The 23,870-nt window shown below is 58.7% G+C and carries 20 protein-coding genes; 9 read left to right on the top strand and 11 right to left on the bottom strand.

Features of this window, described 5'->3' with window-relative positions; all coding sequences use genetic code 11:
* Positions 1-641: diguanylate cyclase (locus tag CBB91_RS13150; RefSeq protein WP_273014526.1), on the top strand; the 641-nt coding region annotated here is incomplete at its 5' end.
* A gap of 36 nt (positions 642-677) precedes the next feature.
* Positions 678-1,904 carry an MFS transporter gene (locus CBB91_RS13155; protein ID WP_273014528.1) on the top strand — a complete coding sequence of 409 codons (1,227 nt, stop codon included), beginning with the start codon at positions 678-680 and terminating at the stop codon, positions 1,902-1,904.
* A 62-nt stretch (positions 1,905-1,966) separates the two neighbouring features.
* Here CBB91_RS13155 and rpmG read toward each other — a convergent pair whose 3' ends face one another.
* The 7 genes from rpmG to CBB91_RS13190 all read right to left on the bottom strand — a co-directional run bounded on the left by rpmG (position 1,967) and on the right by CBB91_RS13190 (position 11,044).
* The gene (rpmG, locus tag CBB91_RS13160; RefSeq protein ID WP_273014530.1) at positions 1,967-2,134 is read right to left on the bottom strand and encodes a 50S ribosomal protein L33; all 168 of its coding nucleotides are present in this window, start codon (positions 2,132-2,134) and stop codon (positions 1,967-1,969) included.
* Positions 2,135-2,218: 84 nt separating this feature from the next.
* Positions 2,219-2,962, bottom strand: coding sequence for an NUDIX hydrolase (locus CBB91_RS13165; protein WP_345906880.1), 744 nt, complete (start codon positions 2,960-2,962; stop codon positions 2,219-2,221).
* Positions 2,963-2,969: 7 nt separating this feature from the next.
* Positions 2,970-5,258, bottom strand: coding sequence for a ribonuclease R (gene rnr, locus CBB91_RS13170; protein ID WP_273014534.1), 2,289 nt, complete (start codon positions 5,256-5,258; stop codon positions 2,970-2,972).
* A 65-nt stretch (positions 5,259-5,323) separates the two neighbouring features.
* The gene (locus tag CBB91_RS13175) at positions 5,324-5,818 is read right to left on the bottom strand and encodes a M23 family metallopeptidase (protein ID WP_273014536.1); all 495 of its coding nucleotides are present in this window, start codon (positions 5,816-5,818) and stop codon (positions 5,324-5,326) included.
* A 321-nt stretch (positions 5,819-6,139) separates the two neighbouring features.
* Positions 6,140-8,713, bottom strand: coding sequence for a type I DNA topoisomerase (gene topA / locus CBB91_RS13180; protein WP_273014538.1), 2,574 nt, complete (start codon positions 8,711-8,713; stop codon positions 6,140-6,142).
* Between the two features lie 67 nt (positions 8,714-8,780).
* Positions 8,781-9,902: an LPS export ABC transporter permease LptG gene (lptG, locus tag CBB91_RS13185; protein WP_273014540.1), complete on the bottom strand. Its 1,122-nt coding sequence runs from the start codon at positions 9,900-9,902 to the stop codon at positions 8,781-8,783.
* Complete coding sequence (locus tag CBB91_RS13190) at positions 9,902-11,044, bottom strand: LptF/LptG family permease (protein ID WP_273014542.1); 1,143 nt, start codon at positions 11,042-11,044, stop codon at positions 9,902-9,904. The genes lptG and CBB91_RS13190 overlap by 1 nt, the downstream gene beginning before the upstream one ends.
* Before the next feature lie 116 nt (positions 11,045-11,160).
* Here CBB91_RS13190 and CBB91_RS13195 point away from each other — a divergent pair, with 116 nt between their 5' ends.
* Together CBB91_RS13195 and CBB91_RS13200 are read left to right on the top strand one after the other, a co-directional pair.
* Positions 11,161-12,627 carry a leucyl aminopeptidase gene (locus CBB91_RS13195; RefSeq protein WP_273014544.1) on the top strand — a complete coding sequence of 489 codons (1,467 nt, stop codon included), beginning with the start codon at positions 11,161-11,163 and terminating at the stop codon, positions 12,625-12,627.
* Positions 12,628-12,630: 3 nt separating this feature from the next.
* Entirely contained in the window at positions 12,631-13,104 is a 474-nt protein-coding gene (locus tag CBB91_RS13200) for a DNA polymerase III subunit chi (RefSeq protein ID WP_273014546.1), read from the top strand.
* 3 nt (positions 13,105-13,107) lie between these two features.
* Here the strand turns inward: CBB91_RS13200 and CBB91_RS13205 are convergent, their stop codons facing one another.
* Entirely contained in the window at positions 13,108-13,443 is a 336-nt protein-coding gene (locus CBB91_RS13205) for a zinc ribbon domain-containing protein YjdM (protein WP_273014548.1), read from the bottom strand.
* Positions 13,444-13,588: 145 nt separating this feature from the next.
* Between CBB91_RS13205 and ndk the strand changes: the two genes are divergently transcribed.
* Complete coding sequence (ndk, locus tag CBB91_RS13210; protein WP_027836247.1) at positions 13,589-14,011, top strand: nucleoside-diphosphate kinase; 423 nt, start codon at positions 13,589-13,591, stop codon at positions 14,009-14,011.
* Between the two features lie 619 nt (positions 14,012-14,630).
* Here ndk and purN read toward each other — a convergent pair.
* Positions 14,631-15,221, bottom strand: a complete 591-nt coding sequence (purN, locus tag CBB91_RS13215) for a phosphoribosylglycinamide formyltransferase (RefSeq protein ID WP_273014549.1) — start codon at positions 15,219-15,221, stop codon at positions 14,631-14,633.
* Positions 15,218-16,243 (bottom strand): phosphoribosylformylglycinamidine cyclo-ligase, encoded by a 1,026-nt coding sequence (purM, locus tag CBB91_RS13220; RefSeq protein WP_273014552.1) that lies wholly within the window; start codon positions 16,241-16,243, stop codon positions 15,218-15,220. Before purM ends, purN begins: the two co-directional genes overlap by 4 nt.
* A gap of 105 nt (positions 16,244-16,348) precedes the next feature.
* On the opposite strand from purM, the gene CBB91_RS13225 reads away from it, so the two are divergent.
* The 3 genes from CBB91_RS13225 to CBB91_RS13235 all read left to right on the top strand — a co-directional run bounded on the left by CBB91_RS13225 (position 16,349) and on the right by CBB91_RS13235 (position 21,767).
* Positions 16,349-17,368: a hypothetical protein gene (locus CBB91_RS13225; RefSeq protein WP_035552240.1), complete on the top strand. Its 1,020-nt coding sequence runs from the start codon at positions 16,349-16,351 to the stop codon at positions 17,366-17,368.
* Positions 17,369-18,114: 746 nt separating this feature from the next.
* Positions 18,115-20,289, top strand: a complete 2,175-nt coding sequence (locus tag CBB91_RS13230) for an RNA degradosome polyphosphate kinase (protein WP_273014554.1) — start codon at positions 18,115-18,117, stop codon at positions 20,287-20,289.
* A complete protein-coding gene (locus CBB91_RS13235; protein WP_273014556.1) occupies positions 20,286-21,767 on the top strand; it encodes a Ppx/GppA family phosphatase in 1,482 nt (493 codons plus the stop codon). The genes CBB91_RS13230 and CBB91_RS13235 overlap by 4 nt, the downstream gene beginning before the upstream one ends.
* A 14-nt stretch (positions 21,768-21,781) precedes the next feature.
* Here the strand turns inward: CBB91_RS13235 and rnd are convergent, their stop codons facing one another.
* Complete coding sequence (gene rnd / locus CBB91_RS13240; protein WP_273014558.1) at positions 21,782-22,948, bottom strand: ribonuclease D; 1,167 nt, start codon at positions 22,946-22,948, stop codon at positions 21,782-21,784.
* 97 nt (positions 22,949-23,045) lie between these two features.
* On the opposite strand from rnd, the gene CBB91_RS13245 reads away from it, so the two are divergent.
* Positions 23,046-23,870, top strand: an 825-nt coding sequence (locus CBB91_RS13245) for an amino acid--tRNA ligase-related protein (RefSeq protein ID WP_273014559.1), incomplete at its 3' end; no start/stop codon positions are given.

Consider the following 23,870-nt stretch of genomic DNA (forward strand, 5'->3'; position numbering starts at 1 on the left):
GGGGGCTGGATCTTGGCGCTAGCGATGTGATCTTCACACCGGTCGACAAGCAGGAATTGCTCGCGCGGGTACGCACACAAGCGCGCCGAAGCCGGTATATCGAGATGTTGCGTGAGCGAGTTGACCGTGGACTGGAACTTTCAGTCATAGACCAACTGACAGGGCTCTATAATCGTCGCTACATGAACAACCAGCTCGAGCAGCTCTTGCAGCGGTCCAAAATGGGCGGACGCCCTGTTTCGGTCATGATGGCCGACATTGATCATTTCAAGTCGGTCAACGACACGTACGGGCATGATGCTGGGGACGAAGTGCTTCAGGAAGTGGCCAAGCGGCTGAAGACGAATAGTCGTGTCATGGATGTCGTCTGTCGCCCGGGCGGTGAGGAATTCATGGTCATCATGCCGGAAACACCTGGCGGACTTGCCTGCGCTGCGGCAGAGCGAATTCGTCTCGCGGTGGCCGCTTCGCCTTTCAAGATCTATGGCGGCGCGAAGGAAATCACCATCACACTCAGCGCTGGCGTCTCTACGGTGAACGGTCCGAGCGATACGATCGCCGACCTGACGAAACGCGCGGATACGGCGCTGTATCAAGCGAAGTCCGCTGGTCGCAATCGGGTTGAAAGTATCGCAGCCTGATTGACTTGAGCCGCCGCGCGCCGCAATCCGCTTCGGATGACTGACCGGTTCTCGGCATTTCGCCATTCTTCCTATCGCAGATATTTCCTGTCTCGCTTCCTGACATCGCTGGCCGCGCAGATCGTATCTGTTGCCGTCGCCTGGCAGATGTATGACGAGACCCAAAGCGCTGCGCTGTTGGGATGGATCGGTCTCGTTCAGTTTCTTCCCGCACTCCTGTTGGTAGTCGTGACCGGTGTGGCATCGGATCGTCTGGGGCGGCGCAATGTGATGGGCGCTTCGGTGAGTGTGGAACTGCTCTGCGCGGCGGTGATTTTGACGCTGGCTGTCACCGCACGATTCGATCCGCTGATCGTACTGGCGACGTTGACCGTATTCGGTGTGGCGCGAGCGTTCTACACTCCAGCGTCCTCGAGCTTGGCGGTGAATCTCGTCCCACGAGAGGACTTCGCAAATGCCGTCGGTTGGTTGGCCTCCTCTTGGCAGACTGCGTCAATCCTCGGTCCGGTCGCCGGGGGGCTTTTGTATGGTGTTTCAGCGGGTTTTGCATACGGAACGGCCGTGTCGCTTTTTGCGATTTCAGCGCTGCTCATCTTTTCGATTCCAAAGCCGGAGCAGAAGATTGAGCGCGAGCCGACCACGTTGAGTGTCCTACTCGGTGGCTTCCGCTACGTGTTCAATCAGAAGATCGTGCTGGGCGCGATTTCGTTGGATCTGTTCGCCGTATTGCTTGGCGGGGCTGTGGCGCTGCTGCCGATCTATGCACGCGACATTCTGGAGATCGGGGAGGAGGGCCTTGGCTTGCTCAGAGCCGCGCCAGGCATCGGTGCGCTTCTTATGCTGGCCATTATCACCATTTTCCCGATCAAGGATCATGCCGGTCTGATCCTGTTTGTCTCGGTGGCCTGTTTTGGTATCGCGACGGTTGTGTTCGGCCATTCGAACATTGTCTGGCTTTCTATCGTAGCGCTCATATTCGTGGGCGCGTTCGATATGGTTTCAGTCTACATCCGCGAAATCCTGCTTCAGCTTTGGACGCCGGATCAGGTGAGAGGGCGGGTCAACGCCGTAAATTCCATTTTCCTCGGGGCATCNAANGAANTGGGCGAGGCGCGGGCCGGNTTCATGGCNGCNAANTGGGGCGCNGTNTTCACGGTNGTNGCNGGNGGNTANGCGGCNGTNGGNGTNGCTGCGGCNTGGTCAGTCCTNTTCCCCGGNATCCGCAAGACACGNGANCTGCATCATGGCGTGCCGGAANAATAGGCAACAAAAAACCCGCTCTNGNGNAGCGGGCTTTTCGAAACAATGCATGAAAAACAAGGATCTTACTTGATCTTGCCTTCCTTGAANTCGACGTGCTTCTTCGCGANCGGGTCGTACTTACGCTTGACCATTTTNTCGGTCATGTTGCGNGGGTTTTTCTTCGTCACGTAGAAGAAACCGGTGTCGGCCGTCGAATTNAGGCGGATCTTGATGGTGGCTGGTTTGGCCATGACGAATGCTCGCTTGTGTTAGCGTCTGAAACTGGAAAGCGGCTTAATGACGATGTGCGGGCCGGAAGTCAAGCGCCATTGCTGCTAGAGGCGGTCGGTTGTGTGGCCGCTGCGGGTCCAGCGCAGGAAAGGCGGNCCCCTGTTGAGCGATGGCTTGTCAATCCGCTCCTCGATTTCCCCCAGCATGAACCGTGTGACATTGGGCAAATCCAGATCCAGCGNGTCTTTCAGCGTCACCCATTGCAGGTCCGACAACTCAGCGCCATCGACTGGCGGCCGCTCGTCGATCAGGGCCTCTTCTGCATCCGCCATGAAGAAACGCGCATCGAATCGCTTCGGCCGGTAGGGTGGCGTGATCGCTCGGCCAATGAAGGTCAGGGGTGAAAGATGTGGCGCGGCGTCCAGATCGTGAAAAGGCTGCCAGCCAGTCGGATAGCGCGCCGGCATTTCCGCTTCACGAGCCACCAGAAGGCCTGTCTCCTCAAACGTCTCACGGATTGCCGTCAGGCCGAAGGCACGCGGCTTGCGGCGGCTCTGGATGCGCAGGAGGCGTTCCTGATGGGGTTCGAACTCGCACCACGACACGGCCTTNCCATCCTGAGGGTCCACGCGACCACCTGGAAAGACNTATTTGTCCGGCATGAAGGCATGGCGAGCGGAGCGCTTGCCCATGAGGACTCGCGGCTGCTCGGCGTCTCGGCGCACGAGAATCAGCGTTGCGGCGTCCTTGGGGCGGGGGCTGCGCTTTCGCGTTTCGATGACATCGCCATCATCTTCCTTGTCGAACGCTGAACCCATCAGCGTATTTGAATGAGGATTCGAGGTCATGTCCACGTTAATTCCGGCGCTTGCGCTTATGCTTGGGCAGCGTCTTCTTGTTGAATTTCGGTTTGCCGGACCGCTTGCCTGTTGGCTTGCCGGGGCCTGAGCGTCGACGTGAGTGGTGGCCNTTATCTGTTTTGGCGCGTGCTTCCCGGCGGCCCTTGGGGGCGGGCATTGGGTCGGAGAGCATTTCCAGCAGCAAGCCACCTTGAAGCGGCGTCACTTCTTTCAGTCTTACGCGCACGATCTGGCCAAGCCCGTAGGTCTTGCCGGAGCCGCGCGCATAGATTTGCATCGCGGCTTCATCCAGCACCCAGTAATCATCCGAAATCGATGAGATAGGTACGAAGCCGTCCGCGCCGGAACCTGCCAGCGCGATGAACAGGCCCGCGCCGGTAACGCCCGTGATGCGGCCTTCAAACTCGCTTCCGACCCGGTCTGCCAGGAAGATGGCGAGGTAGCGATCCGTTGCCTCTCGCTCGGCTGCCATGGAACGGCGTTCGGTGTCGGATATGTGCTGCGCCATTTCTTCCAGCCGCGCGGCCATGTCTTTCGACAGGCCATCCGGTCCGAGGCTCAGAGAAGCGATCAGAGCGCGGTGGACGATCAGGTCTGCATANCGNCGGATCGGTGAGGTGAAGTGAGCGTAGCGCACGAGGTTCAGGCCGAAATGCCCAAGGTTTTCTTCCGAATAGATCGCCTGGGCCTGAGTTCGCAGCACCATTTGCGTGACCATCTGGTCGTAGTCGCTGCCATCAATCTCGCCGAGTAGACGGTTGAAGTTCTCGGTCTGCGGGCGTTGGCCGATGTTCCACTTCATGTCGATGGTCTGAAGGAATTCGGCAAAGGCCGCGATNTTTGCGTCGGTTGGCGTGTCGTGGACGCGATAGATCAGCGGGCTGTTCTGCTTTTCCAGGGATTCTGCGGCTGCGACGTTTGCCTGAATCATGAATTCTTCNATCAGGCGATGGGCCTCGAGCCGTTCTTTGGTGATAATGCCATCAATCTCACCTTCCTCGGTGAAGAGAATTCGCCGCTCCGGCAAATCCAGATCCAGAGGAGAGCGGCGATCCCGCGCCTCTGCCAAGGCGGCGTATGCGCCCCAGAGCGGCTTCAGGACGGGCTCCAGCATCTCTTCGGCCTTNCCGCCCGGTTTGCCGTCAATTGCNGCCTGNGCCTCCTCATACGACAATTTGGCGGCTGACTTCATCATGCCGCGAATGAATCGGTGAGAGCGCTTTGTGCCGGCTTTNTCGAAGATCATCTCCACCGCCATGCAGCGGCGCAGTTCGCCCTCGCGCAGGGAGCATTCATCTGCCGAAAGTTNGAATGGCAGCATCGGCACGACGCGATCGGGGAAATAGGTGGAGTTGCCACGTTTCAACGCTTCACGGTCCAGCGGCGAGTCCGGCGTGACAAAGGCGGCCACATCGGCAATGGCGACAATAACTCGCCAGCCATCATCCAGCTGTTCGGCGTAGACGGCATCATCATGGTCGCGGGCGTCGTGCGGATCGATTGTGATCAGCGGAATTTGTGTCAGATCTTCGCGTTCGGCGGGAGCCGGTTTGGGATTTCGGGCCTGNTCCAGCGCAGCCTCGGGGAAGTCGACTGGAATACCATGCGCATGGATGGCCAGCAGGCTGGCCGAGCGAGGATCGCTNATATGGCCNATNACTTCCTGAATGACNCCGAGATTGGGGCCNTATTGGCGGCGGCCTTGCGGCTTGGGCGTTGTGATGACGAGATCGCCATCTTCCGCCCCGTTCCGGTCGGCTTCCTGGATCAGGAACTCGCGGCGCTCCTTGCGGTTGGCGGGGGTGACCTTGCCGCCGCGTGGGCCTTGTGAGTAGAGGCCGACCAGCGAATTGGTGAGGCGCTTTTCCAGCACCGTCANTGCGCGGGCCTTCCACTCGCCATCTTCCTGCTTGATCTTGCANAGCGCTCGGTCGCCTTCACCNGGCTCGGTGGCCTTGCCCTTCGGCTTGCCGGACANGCCAGTGTAGATGATGTCGGGCCCAAACGGACCATTGTCGCCCACGGCCTTTCCNATCAGGTCGCCGTTTTCATCGGTGTGCGTGAACTGGACNACGCCTGTGGGCGGGGGACGGTCAGCCTGGGCCCAGGCGCGTTTGCCGGTNCGCTCCAGCGTGCCATCGGCTTCCAGCTCTTTCAGGATTTCGCGCAGTACAGCGCGTTCGCGGCCCTTCACATGCAGGCCGCGGGCAATTTCCTGTTTGGTCGTTGCGGTCGGATTGTCCCGAATGAAATCAAGGACGGTTTGTTTATCTGGGAAACTCATGAGCCCCATATAGGGGAAGTTGAAGGAAAATGCGCGAGGCTTTTCTGTGACGCGTGGAGTATGCGCTAGTCCAATGCTGCGGGAAGCGCCATGACATCGACCGGTTCAAGCGCGAATGAGCCCGCCTGAAANCCCCATTCGCCAGTCAGGACCTCATAATGCAAATGCCGTGGTATGGCGTATCCGGCGGTGTTGCCCATCAGGCCTAGCGGTTGGCCAGCCTTTACGGTGTCGCCTTCCTGTGTGTTTTCAAACGCTTCCAGATGGGCGTAGCGGGTGAAGACACCGCTTCCGTGATCAATCACAATCATGTTTCCATAATCGTTACGAAAGCGCTGGCGCCGGACCACGCCGTCAGCGGCAGCATAAACCGGCACGGCGTCACGATTGAAGAAGTCCAAACCTTTGTGGAGCGATCCGTTTCGNGGACCAAAACTGGACGACAAACATGCGCTCTCAACTGGNGCGGCAGCGAGTTTTACCGTGCCGGCCATGACGAACGGCTTGAAGTCTGTGACATTCAGGTCGTCGTCGACATTCGGCCCGAAACTGGGCGCCATGCCTTTGCATGCAGTAAGGGAAGGCAGATANCCGAACGGTGCGGGTACGGGGGCAAGCGAGAGAAGTGTCGCAATTTCGGCGGTCTCGACGTCAGCAGACTNGNCGGCAACTGGTTCACTNTCGATCCGGGTGGGANTTTCNCGNACAAAACGGTNGTTCAGCTCCTGAANGACCANGAGAGANGCGAGNGTTANCGCCCCCAAAAATGCGAACTTCTCAACCGTAGACATGGCGCGAACCTGCATGGTGCACGATACCTGCAATTAATCACTGGTTAACGAAGAGTTCAAAGACGAACCGCCGAGACACACGCCCGACGATCAGTCGTCTTTCTTTGCTGCCGCTTTGGATTTGGCGGGNGCCTTTTTCTTGGCGGGGGCTTTCTTCTTCGCAGGAGCTTTCTTCTTGGTGCCCTTGGCCGCCTTGGCGTTGATCAGTTCGATGGCCTGTTCCAGCGTGACCGTATCTGGAGTTACGTCTTTCGGCAGGGTTGCGTTGGTCTTGCCATGCTTCGCATACGGCCCGTAGCGGCCTTCGAAGATTTCGATCACGCCCCCATCGGGATGGTCGCCGAGTGTTTTCAGAGCCGTGCTGCGAGCCGTCTGCTTGGCGCGTTTGTCCGCGATCAGGGTCACCGCATGATTGAGACCGATGGTGAAAACATCTCCCGGATCCTTGAGGTTGGCGTAGGTCTTGCCGTGCTGAACATAGGGTCCGAAACGGCCGAAATTCGCCAGGATCGGCTCGCCATCTTCCGGGTGTTTGCCGACTTCGCGTGGCAACAGGAGCAATTCGACGGCGCGGTCGAGTGTNATGTCTTGCGGNTTTTCCTTTTCGGCTTTCGTGAGNGAGGCGCGTTTCGGCTTGTCGTCCGTGGCCATCTCGACATAGGGGCCAAAGCGACCATTTTTCAGATATATCATCTGACCCGTCTCGGGGTGCAGGCCGAGTTCGTTTCCATCCGGATTGATCGCGGCCGCCGCATCGCCATCTGCGCTGAATTGGCGCGTGAATTTGCATTCCGGGTGACGGGAGCATCCGACGAANGCGCCATAGCGGCCGAGCTTCATGGACAGCTCACCCTCCTTGCACAGGGGGCATTGGCGCGGGTTTTCAATCGGGTTTCCGTCAGCGTCCTGNCGCGGGAACACATATGCGCCGAGTTCTTCGTTCAGCACATCCAGAACGGCTGACACGCGAAGATCCTTTGTCTCGTCAATGTCGGCNGTAAACTGTTGCCAGAACTCTTTCAGGAATGCCTTCCAGTCGAGCTTGCCATCNGAGATGATGTCGAGCTTCTCTTCCAGACCGGCGGTGAAATCATACTCGACATAACGCTGGAAGAAGTTCTCNAGGAACGCCGTGACAAGGCGGCCCTTGTCTTCAGGGATCANCTGCTTCTTCTCAAGGCGGACATAGCCGCGGTCTTCGAGTGTCGACAAGGTAGAGGCGTAGGTTGACGGGCGACCGATGCCCAGCTCTTCGAGTTTCTTTACCAGTGACGCTTCGGTGTAGCGCGGTGGCGGCGTGGTGAAGTGCTGCGTAGCTTCGGCCTTCAGAAGGTCCGCATGCTGGCCTTCGTCCATTTTGGGNAGGCGATTTTCATCGTCATCATTATCATCACCCTCATCGCGGCCCTCTGTGTAGAGCTTGATGAAGCCGTCAAAGATCAGGACCTGACCGGTCGAGCGCAGGACGGCGCGCTGGTCCTTTGAGGTCATGTCGATTGTGGTCCGCTCGAACCGCGCAGCTTCCATCTGCGAAGCGACGGCGCGGCGCCAGACCAGCGTGTACAACTTCTTCAGGTCGCCATCGCCTTTATACTCTTCCGGGCGAAGGTCGAAATTCGTTGGGCGAATNGCCTCGTGCGCTTCCTGAGCGTTCTTTGCCTTGGAGGAATAACGGCGCGTCTTCTCAGGCAGGTATCGGGCGCCGTAGTTTGACTGGATCATCGCGCGCGCTGCGGAATAGGCCTCTTCGGCCATGTTCACGCCGTCTGTCCGCATATAGGTNATGCGGCCTTCCTCATACAGTTTCTGAGCCGCCTGCATGGTGCGCTTGGCGGTGAAGCCCAGCTTGCGGGAGGCTTCCTGCTGCAGGGTAGACGTGATGAATGGTGGAGGAGGGTTTCGCCTGACGGGCTTGGCTTCGACAGAAGTTACCGAGTATCCGCCACCCCGCACGATCTCTAGTGCCTTGTCGGCGTCGCCTTGGTTGCCGAGCGTGAATTTCTTCAGGGTTTCGCCATCGAGGCTGTACAGGCGCGCTTCGAAATCCGTTCCGTCTGGCGCACGCAGATTGGCCCCGACATTCCAGTATTCCTGTGGCTTGAAGAGTTCGATCTCGTTCTCGCGGTCGCAGACGATGCGGAGCGCGACAGACTGCACGCGGCCCGCAGACCGGCTGCCNGGCAGTTTGCGCCAAAGCACCGGCGACAGGTTGAAGCCGACNAGATAGTCCAAGGCTCGGCGTGCAAGGTAGGCGTCGACCAGTTCGCCATCGATCTGGCGAGGGTGCTCCATNGCCGTGGTGACGGCGTTCTTGGTGATCGCGTTGAAGACGACGCGTTCGACCGGTGTATCCTTTTTCAGGGCGCGGCGCTTGCGCAGGGCCTCGACGAGATGCCAGCTGATGGCTTCGCCTTCGCGATCAGGGTCGGTCGCCAGTACAAGCGTGTCGGCTTCCTTGAGGGCGGCAGCGATCTCGGAAATCCGCTTGGACGACTTCGAATCGGCCTCCCAGACCATCGCAAAATCATTGTCGGGATCGACCGAGCCATTCTTCGAAGGAAGGTCACGAATATGCCCGTATGAGGCGAGGACTTTATAGTCCTTCCCCAGATACTTGTTGATGGTTTTTGCCTTGGCGGGCGACTCGACGACGACAAGTTTCATGCGCTTACCTCTTTAAGGCGGCGAGAGATGGGCTCGGGAGACAGGCCCTGTCAAGGCCGGGCTATGCTTAGCCGTCTTCCCGATAGGCTATGAAGGTGAGAGTACAAAACAGAACAAACAGCGGTGGGCTCCAAGCCGCGATGATTGGAGGTGCAGCACCTGTTGCACCAAGGCTGGAGGAGAATTGCGTGAAGAAATAGAGACCCACAGCCGCCAGTGAGCCGATGGCGAGAAGCTGTGAATTTCCGCCCATTCGCTGGAGGCGCAGGCATACCACAGCGCCGATCAGGGCCATCGACACGAACAAGGCCGGCAGCGCCATCAGGGCGTTCAGGCGCATTCTGTATCGCGAGGCATCCAAACCCGCAGCTTGGGTCTGGCGAACGAATTTCGGAAGTTGCCAGAAGCCGATNGTGTTTGGGGAGGCGAACTTGTCCAGCAAGGTCGTGGCGTCCAGCGTGGTAGGTATGGCGAGATTGTCCTTGAACTCAGGTGGCTGGTTCGGAACGTTCTCGATCACGCCTTCCAACTGCCAAAAGCCGTCTCTGAGCACCGCGCTGTCGGCATCNATGCGCCGGGCGAACGCATAATCATTGGTCGGGCGACCGTCGGCGTACAGGCGTTCTTCCTGAATCATTTTCACGTCCAGAAGATTTACGCCTCCTTGCGCAACGCGTTGGGCGTGGATGACAATCTGGTTGGTTTCATCTCCCTGCCGNAGCCAGATCCCGGTATCAGATACCGCAAGGGTCGGTCGGCCTTCGTTCAGAAGTCGGTCGCGGGTTTGCTCAAAGGATTCGGTAAGCTTCGCCGCGAAAGGGTTCAGCACCATCATGGTGAAAAGGCCGAGCGCGATGCCCAGGATCATGACGGGCGTCAGAAATCGCCAAGCTGATATTCCGCTGGCGCGAATGATGGACAGTTCAGAGCGCCGATTGAGGCGGGTAAAAGCCATCATGGAAGCGATCAGCAGGGCGAATGGCAGGGTCTGCTCCACAATCTGGGGCAGCTTCATCAAGGACAGGTTGAAGGCGCCGAGTATGCTCAACCGGACATCGCCACCAACCGTTCGCAGCTGCTCGACCACGTCGATCATGAGGATCGCAAGTAAAAGGATACCCAGNACGAGCGCGAGACCCATCAGGCATTCCTTGAGAATATATCTCTGGATCTTCGAAAACAGCGGCATCAGCTGGCAGCTCCCGTCGGATTGCGGAACAGTTCCAGCGGCGGGCGCTCAATCTTGCCGAGATGGCGACCTCTCGCGAAGTAGATGTAGCNGAGNAAGCCAATCACGCCGAGTGGGGCAAGCCATTGCAATGCATTCAGCGGCGGGTCATTGGCGGCGGCGGACTGCAGGACAAGCTGAACAATCAATACTCCGATCGCGCCTCCAGTCGCCCATCCAATACGCTTGCTGTATCCCTTGCGGCTGAAATCCCCGCCCAGCACAGCATATATGGCCAGCAGAGACATCACTATGTTCAAGAGTGGCGTTGTNAGACGACTATGGGCTTCAGCCAGGAGGGCGTCAGCTTCCTTGAGTTCAAAATAGTTCGTGCGGTCTACGAAAAACAGCTCGTGCAAATATTTGTCGGAGGCTTTCAGGACGAGGTCTGAATCCTCTTTCATGAATTCCGTCAAATCGAAGGGGTATTGTTCGAATTCAAGAATGGACAATTGATTGTTGGCGTCGAGTTGCTGGCTGATGGCATCCCTCAGCAGGAGNGTAGGGCTGCCTTCNTACTCGATCAGCGCGGCGCTTCGGGCGAGAATGTCTGTCGGGTTTTCCGGATCGGTCATGTCGGAAATCAGAACGCCGCGCAGTTCGCCGCCTGACTGCTCCCGCGCATAAAACGTGAGCCGTTCTCCATTGGAGGTGAATTGTCCGGGGCGGATCAGTGCAGCGGCCAGATCAGCACGCGCTTCAGCGACGGTTTCTCGCATGGCCCGCTGAGCCATCGGCTGGANCCAGAGGTTCACGGTGAGATGCGCNACNACGCAGAGTACAGCCAGTCGGAGTATGGGCGAGGCAACCTGCCAGCGCGTCATTCCTGCAGCCTGAGCGACGACAATCTCACTGTCCTTGTGGATCCGGTTCAGCGACCAGACGCTGGCCACGAACAGGGCCAGAGGCGTCANCAGGGCGATGATCTGTGGNGCGCCAAGCATGACAATATAGAAATATGTCAGAGCCGACTGCCGGTTTTCAAGGATCAGGTCAGTGCGGGAAAGCCCCTGAGCCAGCAAGGCGAGCATCGCCAGTCCGCCGATGATGATAACCACAGCTCGCAGCACTTCGAAAAAGAGGTATGTCTGGATCTTGGTCATANGGCGAGCGGCGGGCTTTTCGCAGAATCCTTCAGAAAGGGGTGATATTTCCCTAGCTAACGAGTTGCGCAACGCGCGTCGACGTTTAGTTTCCGCTGCAAATGGAGAATCCTCACATGAAAATCACTTTTGCTGATAGCGCGAAGGCCGACATCGTTGCCTTCCTGGTAGATGAAGNTGGCGACCTTTCCACCGCCGCCGCAGCTTTTGATGAAGCGGCAGACGGCCTGTTGTCCGAAGCGATGCAGGGTGGCCGTTTTACCGGTAAGAAAGACCAGCAGGCGCTAATCGTTTTGCCAAAAGGCAACGAATCCCGCCGGGCCGTACTGATCGGGGGTGGCAAGCCGGACAAGCGCGATGCCCGCGTTCTCGAGGGGCTCGGTGCAAACCTCTACAAATCCCACTCAGGCAGCGGTTTCAAATCTCTGGCCATTCATGCTGGTTCTGCCGAAGACGCCGCGCGAATGGCGCTGGGTGCCAAGCTCGCATCCTATCGGTTCGACACGTATTTCACCAAGCTGAAGGAAGAGCAGAAGCCGAGCGTCGACACCGTTACGTTTGTTGTTGACGATGTATCTGCGGCTGAAGCGGCGTTCCTGCCGCTTTCGGCAGGGGCAGATGGAACGTTCCTGGCCCGTGATCTGGTGAATATGCCACCGAATGACCTTTACCCGGCCAGCTTCGCAGAGAAATGCCGCGAACTCAGCCAGTACGGCGTCGAGGTCGAGGTTCTGGGCGAGGAGCAACTGGCCAAGCTCGGTATGAACTCCATGCTCGGCGTAGGTCAGGGCAGCGTGAAGGAAAGCCAGCTGGGCGTCATGAAGTGGATGGGCGGCGCCGAAGGGGATGATCCGGTCATCCTGATCGGCAAGGGTGTTTGCTTTGATACAGGCGGAATTTCGCTCAAGCCGGGCGCCGGAATGGAAGATATGCGCGGCGATATGGGCGGCGCAGCGGCAGTGACCGGAACGATCCGCGCGCTGGCCGAACGCAAGGCCAAGGTCAACGTCATTGGTCTTGTCGGCCTCGTCGAGAACATGCCGGACGGCAATGCGATCCGTCCAGGTGACATCCTGAAATCTGCTTCTGGTCAGACGATTGAAGTTCAGAATACCGATGCCGAAGGTCGGCTCGTCCTGTGTGACGTGCTCTGGTACGCGCAAGAGCATTTCAAACCGAAAGCGATGGTCGACCTCGCTACGCTGACCGGGGCGATTGTCATCTCGCTCGGCCATCATCATGCGGGCCTGTTCACCGAGAGCGATGACATCGCTGGCGAACTGACACAAGCTGGCCTGACGGAAGGCGAGCGCGTATGGCGCCTGCCGCTCGGCCCTGAATACGACTCCCTCCTCAAGTCGAAATTCGCGGACATGCGTAATATCGGTGGCCGTGCCGCTGGCTCGATTACCGCGGCACAGTTCCTGAAGCGCTTCGTGAAGGACGGCGTGAAGTGGGCGCACATCGATATTGCCGGTGTGGCCTGGGTCGAAGGCGAAAAGGCTGCGCATGATGTTAGCTGGGCATCCGGCTTCGGTCCGCGCCTGCTGGACCGCTGGATCGCCGACAATTACGAGAACTAATTCATGTCAGAGGCGCCAAAGCCGGAATGGTGGTTCTACCATCTCTCCCGCACCACGCTGGAGCAGGCNGCGGCGCCGCTGATGCAGAAATGTCTGGATGTCGGCTGGCGTGTGCTGGCAGTCAGCCCGAGTGCGGATAGACTGGCTGCGCTGGATTCCATCCTGTGGACCTTTGATGAGAAAACCTTTCTTCCGCATGGGCAGGCCGAAGCGCCGGGGCTGGATCCAGCACGCCAGCCAATCCTTCTGACCAGCAAGNCGGACAATCAGAACNNGGCNGANGCNCTGTTNCTNATGGATGGNACNAANGCNCCGGTCGATGCGCCTTACACCCGTTGTATGGTCATGTTTGATGATGGCGACACCGATACGCGCAATCTGGCGCGCCAGCAGTTCAAGGCCGCCAAGGATGCGGGGCTGGTGACGCGCTATTTTCAGCAGACGCCGGGTGGCGGCTGGAAAGAGGCAGGGAAGTAGGCCTCACGCCTTCTTCACGAATTCCGATTTCAGGCCCATCTGGCCGATGCCGTCGATCCGGCAGTCAATGTCGTGATCGCCGTCGACGAGGCGGATGTTCTTGACCTTGGTGCCGCGTTTCACGACCGAGGANGANCCCTTGATCTTCAGATCCTTGATNACAACGANNGTATCGCCATCGGCGAGCGGGTTGCCGTTCGAGTCGCGGATGATGCTTGCGTTGCCGTCGTCACTGGATGCGGCGCTCCATTCGTGGCCGCACTCCGGACAGATCAACAGCGCCCCGTCTTCATAGGTGTATTCGGAGTTGCAGTTCGGGCAGGGCGGCAGTGCACTCATGGGTGATTCCTGAATTTCGTTTCGGCGAGCCTGTTAGGCTCACGCAGGCGTCTGTACAAGAGCCGCCATCCAAGCTTGCCCCGCCGGGCCAGCGCCGCTATAGGCCGCGCGAGAACCCCTTTTCCCTTACAAGCAGGATGTCATCATGGCTGTTCAGCGTACTTTTTCCATCATCAAACCAGACGCGACCGAGCGTAACCTGACCGGCGCCGTCAATGCCGTTATCGAGCAGGCCGGCCTGCGCATCATCGGCCAGCGCCGCATCCAGATGACCGAAGATCAGGCAAAGCGCTTCTACGCAGTTCACGCTGAGCGTCCTTTCTACGGCGAACTGGTCGAGTTCATGACCTCCGGCCCGGTGGTTGTTCAGGTTCTGGAAGGCGAAAACGCTGTTGCCAAGTATCGCGAAGTGATGGGTGCAACGAACCCTGCTGAAGCCGCTGACGGCACGATCCGCAAGCTGTACGCAAAATCCATTGGCGAAAACTCCGTTCACGGTTCTGATTCTGAAGAGAATGCTGCGATCGAAATCGCGCAATTCTTCTCTGAAGCCGACATTGCTGGCTAAGGCCTCTGCCTTCGGGCAGCGAAGATTTAGAGAGGCCGTGCCGGAAGGTGCGGCCTTTTTCTTTGCCGCAGCACGAGCGGCCGGACTGGCGTTGCCATCCGGGTGAATTTGACTGCATTTTCTTGGGAAGGTCAGGTGTCCGGGAGGGGGAGCAGGTAAGAGTTGCCGTATTCCCGGTTAAAGTCATTTTCTTGTGCGCCACGTTCGGATGCAATGCCAAGAGATCCCAGCTTTCGCTGGCGAGTCGCATCGGGAATGAGGACCCTGACTTCACCATAGGCCGCCTCACGAAAATGGCGCGAGGGTTCGAAATCGAACCCCGAACGAGGCGGCGTTCGGCCCGACAGATCATCCGACAGCAGATTGACCACGACGCGCCCATCCCGCGTCACGCCCCAGAGCATTTTTGAGCCTTGGCGGCCGTTCGCGCGAAACCAAGCCTTCAGGCGCAGTATGCGCCAGTAGATCAGAGGCCAGACTGGCCAAAGATAGAGCGGCAGGCCCGGCAGGGGCTGGAAGAGGGAGAAGGANGGCATCGTCCTTCCAGCCTATGGGAATGAGCTATCCGACGAATTCGGTTGGCATTGCCGCCGGGGCTGGGAGGGCGAATGGGGCTGGGCTAGTCCCGCGCCTTTATGGATTCGCAGGCCTTCGCGAGCGCNTCGGGATACAGTGCATGTTCAACCGGAAGGATGCGGTTTGCCAGTGCGTCAGCTGTGTCGCCCGGCAGGATGGGGACAGACGCTTGCTGGATGATCTCTCCATCATCGACGCCCGGGCTGACCCAATGGACGGTACAGCCAGCCTCGGCATCGCCCGCATCTATCGCGCGTTGATGCGTGTCGAGACCTTTNTATTTCGGCAGGAGGGAGGGGTGGATATTGATCATCCGACCTTCCCACGTGTTTACGAACCAGGGTGTCAGGACGCGCATGAAGCCGGCCAGCGCGATGATTTCTACGCCGGCCGTTTCAAGGTGTTCATTCATAGCCCGCTCGAACGCTTCGCGGTCCTTGCCGAAGGTTTTGTGATCAATNGCAGCGGTTGGGATTCCCTCGTCGGCGGCTGTTTCCAGCCCCTTCGCATCCGGCCTGTTCGACAGGACCAGGACTGGTTTGGCCGGAAAAGACGGATCGCGCGCGGCTTCCAGCAGGGCTTTCATGTTNGAGCCCCGGCCGGAAATCAGGATCGCGAGCTTCAGGCGCGTCATGCGGGGACGAGATCCCCGAGGATAACCGGCTGTTCACCCACCACGCGGAGCTGGTTCATGACGATCTCTGCCATGTCCGGGGCGACCGCGAAGATCATGCCGATGCCCATATTGAAGGTACGGTGCATCTCGTCCAGCTCTACGCCGCCAGCTTCCTGAAGCCATTGGAAGACCGGGCTCGGCGCCCAGGCCGACCGGTCAATGCGGGGGGCGAGATGGTCCGGGCACATGCGCGGGGTGTTCTCGGTAATGCCGCCACCGGTGATATGAGCGAGGCCTTTGATCAAGTCGCCTTTTATGAGGGGCAGGGCGGCTTGTGAGTAAAGCCGCGTCGGTGTGAGCAGGGCTTCGCCAAGCGTCCCGTCGGAGAACGGAGAGGGGGATTCGTAAGACAAGCTTTCCCGCTCGACGATGCGACGGATCAGGGAATAGCCATTGGAATGCGGGCCGGATGAGGCGATGCCGATCAGCACATCGCCCTCGGCCATGTCGCTCATGCGGGGAAGAACCTTTGCCCGGTCCACAGCGCCGACCACAAAGCCTGCAAGATCATAGTGACCGGGCGGGTACATGCCCGGCATTTCGGCGGTCTCCCCGCCCACCAGCGCGCAGCCAGACTGGCGGCAGCCTTCGGCAATGCCNGAAATNACGGCTTCGGCGATGCCGGCTTCGAGCTTTCCNGTNGCGAAATAGTCNAGGAAAAACAGNGGCTCCGCGCCCTGGGCGAGCACATCGTTGGCGCACATGGCGACGAGGTCTATNCCGACCGTGTTGTGAATGCCGGTCTCAAAAGCCANCATCAGNTTNGTGCCCACNCCATCGGTGCCGGAAACGAGGACCGGATCCTCATACCCAGACGCTTTCAGGTCAAACAGCGCGCCGAAGCCGCCGAGGCCGCCCATCACGCCCGCACGGGCTGTGGCTTTTGCCAGCGGGCCTATGGCCTCGACCAGCCTTTCTCCTGCCTCAATGTCGACACCGGCATCACGGTAGGAAAGGGGAGTTTTGGATGTATCGCTCATGATGACTCGCGCGTTAGCATGGGGAAAACGTCTCTGCCAGTGCCGCTTGCGGTTTCGGCTGTCGCATTGGCTTGCTACAACAGGTTCAAACGGAGGCCGTCGACCATGATTCGTATCCTTTTCGCGTCCCTTTTTGCTCTCGTCGCGATGGGAGCAAGCGCCTTTGCGGATACGCGGGACGTATACACCGTCTCGAATATCGAAGTGGATGAGACGGCGGGTTCGCTCATCGAAGCACGTGAACTGGCCATGGCGTCAGCGCGGGTTCAGGGCGCCCGCGTGCTGATTGACCGGATTACGCTGGCAGAGGATCGGCTGCAATCGGGCGGCCTTGTTGTGGATGCAGCGCTGGCAGATCGCCTGTCGGCTGCCGTGGATGTCCAGGAAGAGACTGCGGGTGCCGGGCGCTATAAAGGCACACTGGCCGTCGTCTACAATCCGCGCATGGTACGGGCTCATCTTGATGGCCTGTCAGTGCCATATGTCGACACACAGGCGCCGAAGGGATTGCTGGTGCCGCTTGCTGGATCTGCTGGGCTGGATGCAGCGTGGCGCGAAGCGCTCGGTACCGGGCGCGACGAAACACTCTCCCCCTTCGTGACGGCCAACAGCCCCGGTTACAGCGCATACAGCGACTGGCTTGAACTTTCTCCGGAAGCGGGCGCTCTTGGCGCGCGTCGGGGTATTCTGGCAGAATTGTCGGGTGTGGATGGGGCCTGGCAGGTGACCGTATCCACAGTCACTGCGGCGGGAACGGAACGTGTCGGCACGACGCCCTATGCGTCGTCGCTGGAGGTTGCGGTTGACCGCATGGTGGCGCTGCTGGACGAGAACTGGAAGGAAGTTTCGGTTATCCGCTCAGGAGAGCGCACCCCAGCAACCGCGAGCGTTCGCTACACGTCGCTGGCAGAATGGAACACGCTGCGTGGCGCTTTGGCGCGTTCGCCATTGATCTCGGAATTCCGGATTGAGGCCATTGCGCGCGATGGTGCACTGGTTGCGTTTTCCTATGCGGGGGATCCGCCACGGTTGCAGAACGATCTGCTCCAGCGTGGGGTGTCCCTGTCCGAGAATGAAATGGGCTGGATCGTCCGATCGGCTGTGTCTCCATCGGGGGAACCGTGAGCGCGGATAATACCAAGGGGCCGTCCCGGCCAAGCCAGCTCAGCCTAGGCTTTCCTGCAAAAGAACCCACGCTTGATGCGCTGCTCGTCACAGAGGCGAATGAAAGCGCAATGGCTGTCCTGCGCACNCCGCAAGCNTGGCCATTTCCGGTCATTTGCCTGTTGGGGCCGCCGCGCAGTGGCNTGTCCGTTCTGGCTAAGGCCTGGTGTCGTGAATTCGATGGCAGCTTCTATGCAGCAAAAGAGTTCTCGCGTTTGAAAACACCCGGCCTGTCAGCGTTGGCNACGACAGCCGCGGTNGTCGATGACGCCGATCTCGTAAAGAAAAGCGAAAACCTGCTCACATTGATCGATTCAGCCGCAGCGGGGGGCGGGCGCGTGTTGCTCACCTCAAAGCGGCATCCAAGTCAGTGGCAGACATCTTCCGCNGATCTGAAATCGCGTTTCATGGCACTGCCGGTCGTCGANATTCGGGANCCGGATGAGGAAATGNTGAAAGCGCGCCTTGAATCTACGGCGGCGCGTTTNTTCCTGAAGCTGGAACCTGATCTCATTAAATATGTAGTTCCGAGATTGGAGCTATCTTATACGGCTATCGAAATATTTATTGAGAAATTAAGTGATAAGGTGACCGAAACCGGCCGGGCACCCAGTGTGCCTCTGGCGCGGGATGTCGTGGAGGAACTCGGATGGGCCAATCCGGATTCCGCGGCATTTGAGGACGACTAAACACGCGGAGCAGGCACGATGGCCGATGGACAAACTGGAACAGTAGAACAGCTGATGGCCTCGCCAGACCGCTTCCTGAATCGGGAATTGTCGTGGCTCGAGTTCAATCAGCGTGTCCTCGAGGAATCTTCGAATATGGACCATCCGCTGTTGGAGCGGCTGCGTTTCCTGTCGATTTCCGCCAGCAATCTCGATGAGTTCGAAATGGTTCGCTATGCGGGCCTGCGCGAGCAGGTGCGAGCAGGCATCGTGAAATCCAGCCAGGACGGCCTGACCCCGGCGGAGCAAGTGGAGAAGATTGAGGCAGCGTCCCTGAACCTGATCGCCGAGCAGCAGGAACGCTGGCGCAGCTTGAAACAGGAGCTACACGCCGAAGGCATAGACGTNTTGGGCGTGAAGGACCTCAACAAACGTGATCGCGGTGAGCTGGACAAGTATTTTCGGTCAAACATTTTCCCGGTGCTTNCNCCTCTGGCGGTGGACCCGGCGCNCCCATTTCCATTCATTCCCAATTTGGGNTTNTCGGTCGCGATCAATCTGATCTCAAAAGACAGTGGCGATGATCATGTCGGCATCATCCCATTGCCGGCATTCGTACGCCGCTTCATTCGCTTGCCGAACGGTACCAAGGGTAACCTCCGGTTCATTGCCCTTGAAGATGTCATAGGCATGTTCATCGATGATTTGTTTCCTGGCTTTGAGGAAAAGGATCGCTGTCTATTCCGGGTGATTCGCGATAGCGATATCGAGATTGAGGAAGAAGCAGAAGACCTGATCCGCGAGTTCGAAGTTTTGCTGAAGCAACGCCGCCGAGGCCGGATCGTCCGTATCCGGATGCAGTCAAGCGCGCCCGAAGATCTACGCAAATTGATCACGCATGAAATTGGCGCAGAAGAAGACGACATCGTTCTGTATGACGGCATATTGGGAATGGCCCAATTGTCGGAACTCATTGTAAAGGATCGTCCGGACCTGCAATTCCCATCCTATGAAGCGCGCTATCCAGAACGCATTCGCGAAATGGGGGGCGATTGCTTTGCGGCTATTCGGGCCAAGGATATCTTGGTGCACCACCCTTTCGAAACGTTCGATGTTGTCGTTGAGTTCGTGCGTCAGGCGGCAGCCGATCCGCAAGTGGTGGCGATCAAACAGACCTTGTACCGCACGACAGCGAACTCGCAGATCGTCGCGGCGCTGGTCGAGGCGGCAGAGGCCGGAAAGAACGTCACGGCGTTGGTTGAGATCAAGGCCCGCTTTGATGAAGAAGCCAATTTGCGTCTGGCGCGCGATCTTGAACGGGCCGGCGTTCAGGTCGTCTATGGGTTTATCGAATACAAGACCCACGCCAAAGTGTCTCTGGTCGTGCGCCGGGAAGGCGACGAGTTGCGCACCTACACGCATTTCGGTACCGGAAATTATCATCCGATCAATGCCCGTATCTATACGGACTTATCCTTGTTCACCGCGGATGCGTCACTTGGGCGAGATGCAAATCGTCTGTTCAATTTCGTCACAGCGTACCGTGAGCCACCCAAAGTCGGACCAGTGATGGAAAAGCTGTCCATGTCGCCATTGGACATGAAGCAACAATTGATTGACATGATCGAAGCCGAAGCCGATGCGGCGCGCAAGGGAGCGCCGTGTGGCATCTGGGCCAAGATGAACTCACTGGTCGATGGCGAGGTTATTGATGCCCTTTATGAAGCGAGCCAGGCAGGCGTGCCGATCATCCTGGTTGTGAGAGGGATTTGCTGTTTACGGCCAGGTGTGCCGGGACTGTCAGACAATATCTCGGTAAAGAGCATTGTCGGGCGTTTTCTTGAGCACTCGCGGATCGTCTGTTTCGCGAACGGCCAGACACTTCCGTCGCCGAAGGCAAAGGTGTTCATTTCATCTGCCGACTGGATGCCGCGGAACCTGAACCGTCGGGTCGAGGCACTCGTGCCGGTTGAAAATCCGACTGTGCATCGTCAGGTGTTGAATCAGATCATGGTGGCAAACCTGAACGATGAACAGCAGACATGGATCATGAGAGAAGATGGCTCGTATGAGCGGATGGACGTGGCTGAGACTGCAAAACCTTTCTCTGCACATACCTATTTCATGGATAATCCGAGCCTTTCAGGGCGTGGCAGTTCCTTGGAAGTCAGTCTTCCCCCACGGCTGAAACCGCGAGAGGGTGTCTCGGGGTGACGCTACCAAAAACAGAGCGCGCAGCCATCATCGACATCGGGTCCAACTCGGTTCGTCTGGTGATCTACAATGTGCTCGGCGCGTCGATCCTGCCGACCTTCAATGAAAAGGTCATGGCCGGATTGGGTGCAGGGCTGATGACGACCGGGCAGTTGTCGCCTTCGGGCGTTGAGGCTGCGCTAAAGGCGCTCGGTCGGTATCGAGCGATCCTGAAGGCGTTGAATCTGAAGAGTTTTACGGCCGTTGCAACCGCGGCGGTCCGATCAGCGGACAATGGTGCCGAATTCATTGGCCAGGCATCAAATGCGCTGGGGCGGAAAATTCTGGTCCTCTCCGGCGAGGATGAGGCCCGGTTGTCGGCAGTGGGTGTCGAGGCAAGCTTTCATGAGCCACATGGGATGATCGGAGATCTTGGTGGCTCCAGTCTCGAGTTCAAGCAGATCGGACCGAAAGCAGGTGGCGGTGAAAGCCTGATGCTCGGACCGTTGTCGCTGGTGAATGGCGACATTGACCTCAAATCCCTACGCAAGACGATCCGGACAGAACTGAAGAAATCTGCTGTCCTTGCCAAGGCTGAAGGGCGTTTTTATGCGGTGGGCGGAGCATGGCGGACGCTTGCCAAGTTGAACATGCATCTGGAGGGGTATTCGCTGCAGGTTTTGCAGGGTTATCAGATGACCAAGGCGCAGATTGACCGTGCAGCCAAGGTCTGTTTCGACAGCCTGACCAATTCAACAGCGCGCCTTACCCTCGAAGCCGTTGACAAGAAGCGAGCCCGCCATCTGCCGATTGCTGCCATTCTCGCGCAGGAAGTCCTGGATATGAGCGAACTGGATGGCATGACAATATCATCCAGCGGTCTGCGCGAGGGCGTGCTGCGCAATGAGTTGGGGGCGTCAGACAACGATCCCTTGCTGGATGGTGCGATCGCCTTCGCGCGGCTCGATCGCAACCAGATTCTCTTCGGCGAAGCACTGCACGACTTCATTGCGCCGGCGCTTGCGCCTGAACCGGACCTGTTCGGTTCTCCGGCCGCCGACCAGCGGATTGAGCGGGCGGCCTGCATGATGTCTGACAGTGCAGGCAGGTTCCATCCGGACCACCGGGCCATAATGGCCTATGATCAGGCCTTGCGCGCGCCATACACGGCTGTGGCGCATAGCGAGCGGGCATTGATCGCATATGCCGTCGGGTGCCGCTACCAGAAAGACTTCAAGCGCCCGGACGAGTATACGACACTGACCACACCGGAGCAGGATGAGCGTGCCCGTCAAATCGGTAGTGCGATGCGGCTCGGTGCTGTATTCTCTGGCCGGTCAGGCCCGATCCTGAAGCGGGCACAGCTCGTTCGCACAGCAGAGACATTGCAATTGAGGGTGTCCAGATCGGATTCGGCTATGGTGTCGGATACGGTCGAGCGACGCCTCTCCCAGACTGCGAGCCAATTGAGGCTGAAATCTGAAGTCGTGATCCGCTAATTGTCGCCGCTGTATCAGACGTCGAACAAGCGGACCTGACCTCCTTCGAATGACACGGCAAGTTTGCCGTTCAGCAATGCCTGAGCCTTGCGACCGAACATGTCGTAGCGCCACCCGGTCATGGCGGCGATCTCATCGCCGGTTTCGCCGCGTGCGATCCGGTCAATGTCGGCTGCATTCGCGATCAGGCGGGGGACCACGTCATTTTCTTCGCTGACATGCTTGAGCAGCACTTTCAGCAATTCCGGTGCGCCCGCTGGGATTTGCGCGTTCTGAACGCGCGGGCCGAGTTCCGGAGCATACTTCTCTGGATTATCAATCGCGTCCGAGACGGCTTCTGCGAGGCCCTGACCATACTTTGATCGGATAAAGCCGTTCGGCACGGCGCGCAGCTGACCGAAATCCTGCTCTGAGCGCGGTTTCTGGCTCGCAATCTCCTGGATTGCATCGTCTTTCAGAATGCGGCGACGTGGTTTGTCGAGCTCTTGGGCCAGCGTTTCGCGCCATGCGGCAACAGCAACCACAATGGCAGCATAGTCTTTCTTCGGCTTGCGCAGTTTAAGTCGCTGCCAGGCATTGGCGGGGTCCGTGTCATATTTCGCCGGGTCTTCCAAGTCGGCCATTTCCTCGCGGACCCAACCGAGACGGCCAAGGTTTTCCAACTCGTCCCGCATCTTGAGGTAGGCGTCTCTCAAATGCGTCACATCGCCGAGCGCGTAGACCAATTGTTTCTGGCTGAGTGGGCGGCGGGTCCAGTCGGTGAACTGGCTCGATTTGTCGATCTGGCGCTTCAGCACGCGCTGCACCAGATTGTCATAAGAGATCGAATCACCGAGGCCGAGAGCCATCGCTGCGACCTGCGTATCGAAGATCGGGCCGGGCGGATGTCCAATCAGGCGATTGAAGATTTCGAGGTCCTGACGGGCCGCGTGGAATACTTTCACGCGATTGTCTGCGGCGATAAGGTCGAGGAACGGGCCGATGTCCAGATCCTCTGCCAGCGGGTCGATCAGGCCTTCCACGCCGGGCGCAGAGGCCTGGACGAGGCAGAGCTCGGGCCAATAGGTCGTTTCCCGATGAAACTCGGTATCGACGCAGATAAAGTCGGATTCAGCGAGCTTTCCGCACAGGTCTTCCAGTGCCGACTGCTCAGTAATGGGAGTCAGGGTGTTGTCAGTCATCGCGCGCTTGCGTATCGCATCGCCTTGACAATTGCGAGAGGTTCCGTGCCTTTCGCGCTTTATTTCTGTTGGACCGTATTTCCGGAGAGAGTTTCCGATGCACGCCTATCGCACCCACACCTGCGGGGAACTTCGCAAATCCCATGTCGGTGAAACCGTAAAACTGTCAGGCTGGCTGCACCGCCGCCGCGATCATGGCGGGGTGATGTTCATCGACCTGCGGGATCATTACGGCCTGACACAAGTCGTGTTCAATCCCGGCTCTCCCGGCTTTGGCACGGTCGAGCGCCTTCGCGCGGAAAGCGTAATCACGCTGGAAGGCAAGGTCGTCGCGCGCGATGAGAGCCTCGTGAACCCGAACCTGGCCACAGGCGAGATCGAAGTCGTGGCTGGCGAAGTCAGCGTTCAGTCAGAGGCGGCTGAGCTGCCGCTACCAGTGTTTGGCGAGCCGGAATATCCGGAAGATATTCGCCTGAAGCACCGTTATCTGGATCTTCGCCGGGAAACACTCCACAAGAATATGGTGCTGCGTAGCCAGGTGATCGCCAGCTTGCGCCGCCGTATGATCGAACAGGGCTTCACCGAGTACCAGACCCCGATTTTGACCGCCTCCAGCCCGGAAGGCGCTCGTGACTTCCTGGTGCCGAGCCGCCTGCATCCAGGTGAGTTCTACGCGCTGCCGCAAGCGCCACAGCAGTTCAAGCAGTTGCTGATGGTGTCCGGCTTTGACCGCTACTTCCAGATTGCGCCATGTTTCCGTGACGAGGATGCCCGCGCAGACCGGTCGCCGGGTGAGTTCTACCAGCTTGATATTGAAATGAGCTTCGTGACCCAGGAAGACGTGTTCAGCGCCATTGAACCTGTCATGGCGGGCGTGTTCAGCGAGTTTGCGGATTGGGAAGGCAAGGGCCGCACCGTGCCG

It is taken from the genome of Hyphomonas sp. TMED31 (assembly GCF_002172815.1).
In the GTDB taxonomy this organism is placed as follows: Bacteria; Pseudomonadota; Alphaproteobacteria; order Caulobacterales; family Hyphomonadaceae; genus Hyphomonas; species Hyphomonas atlantica.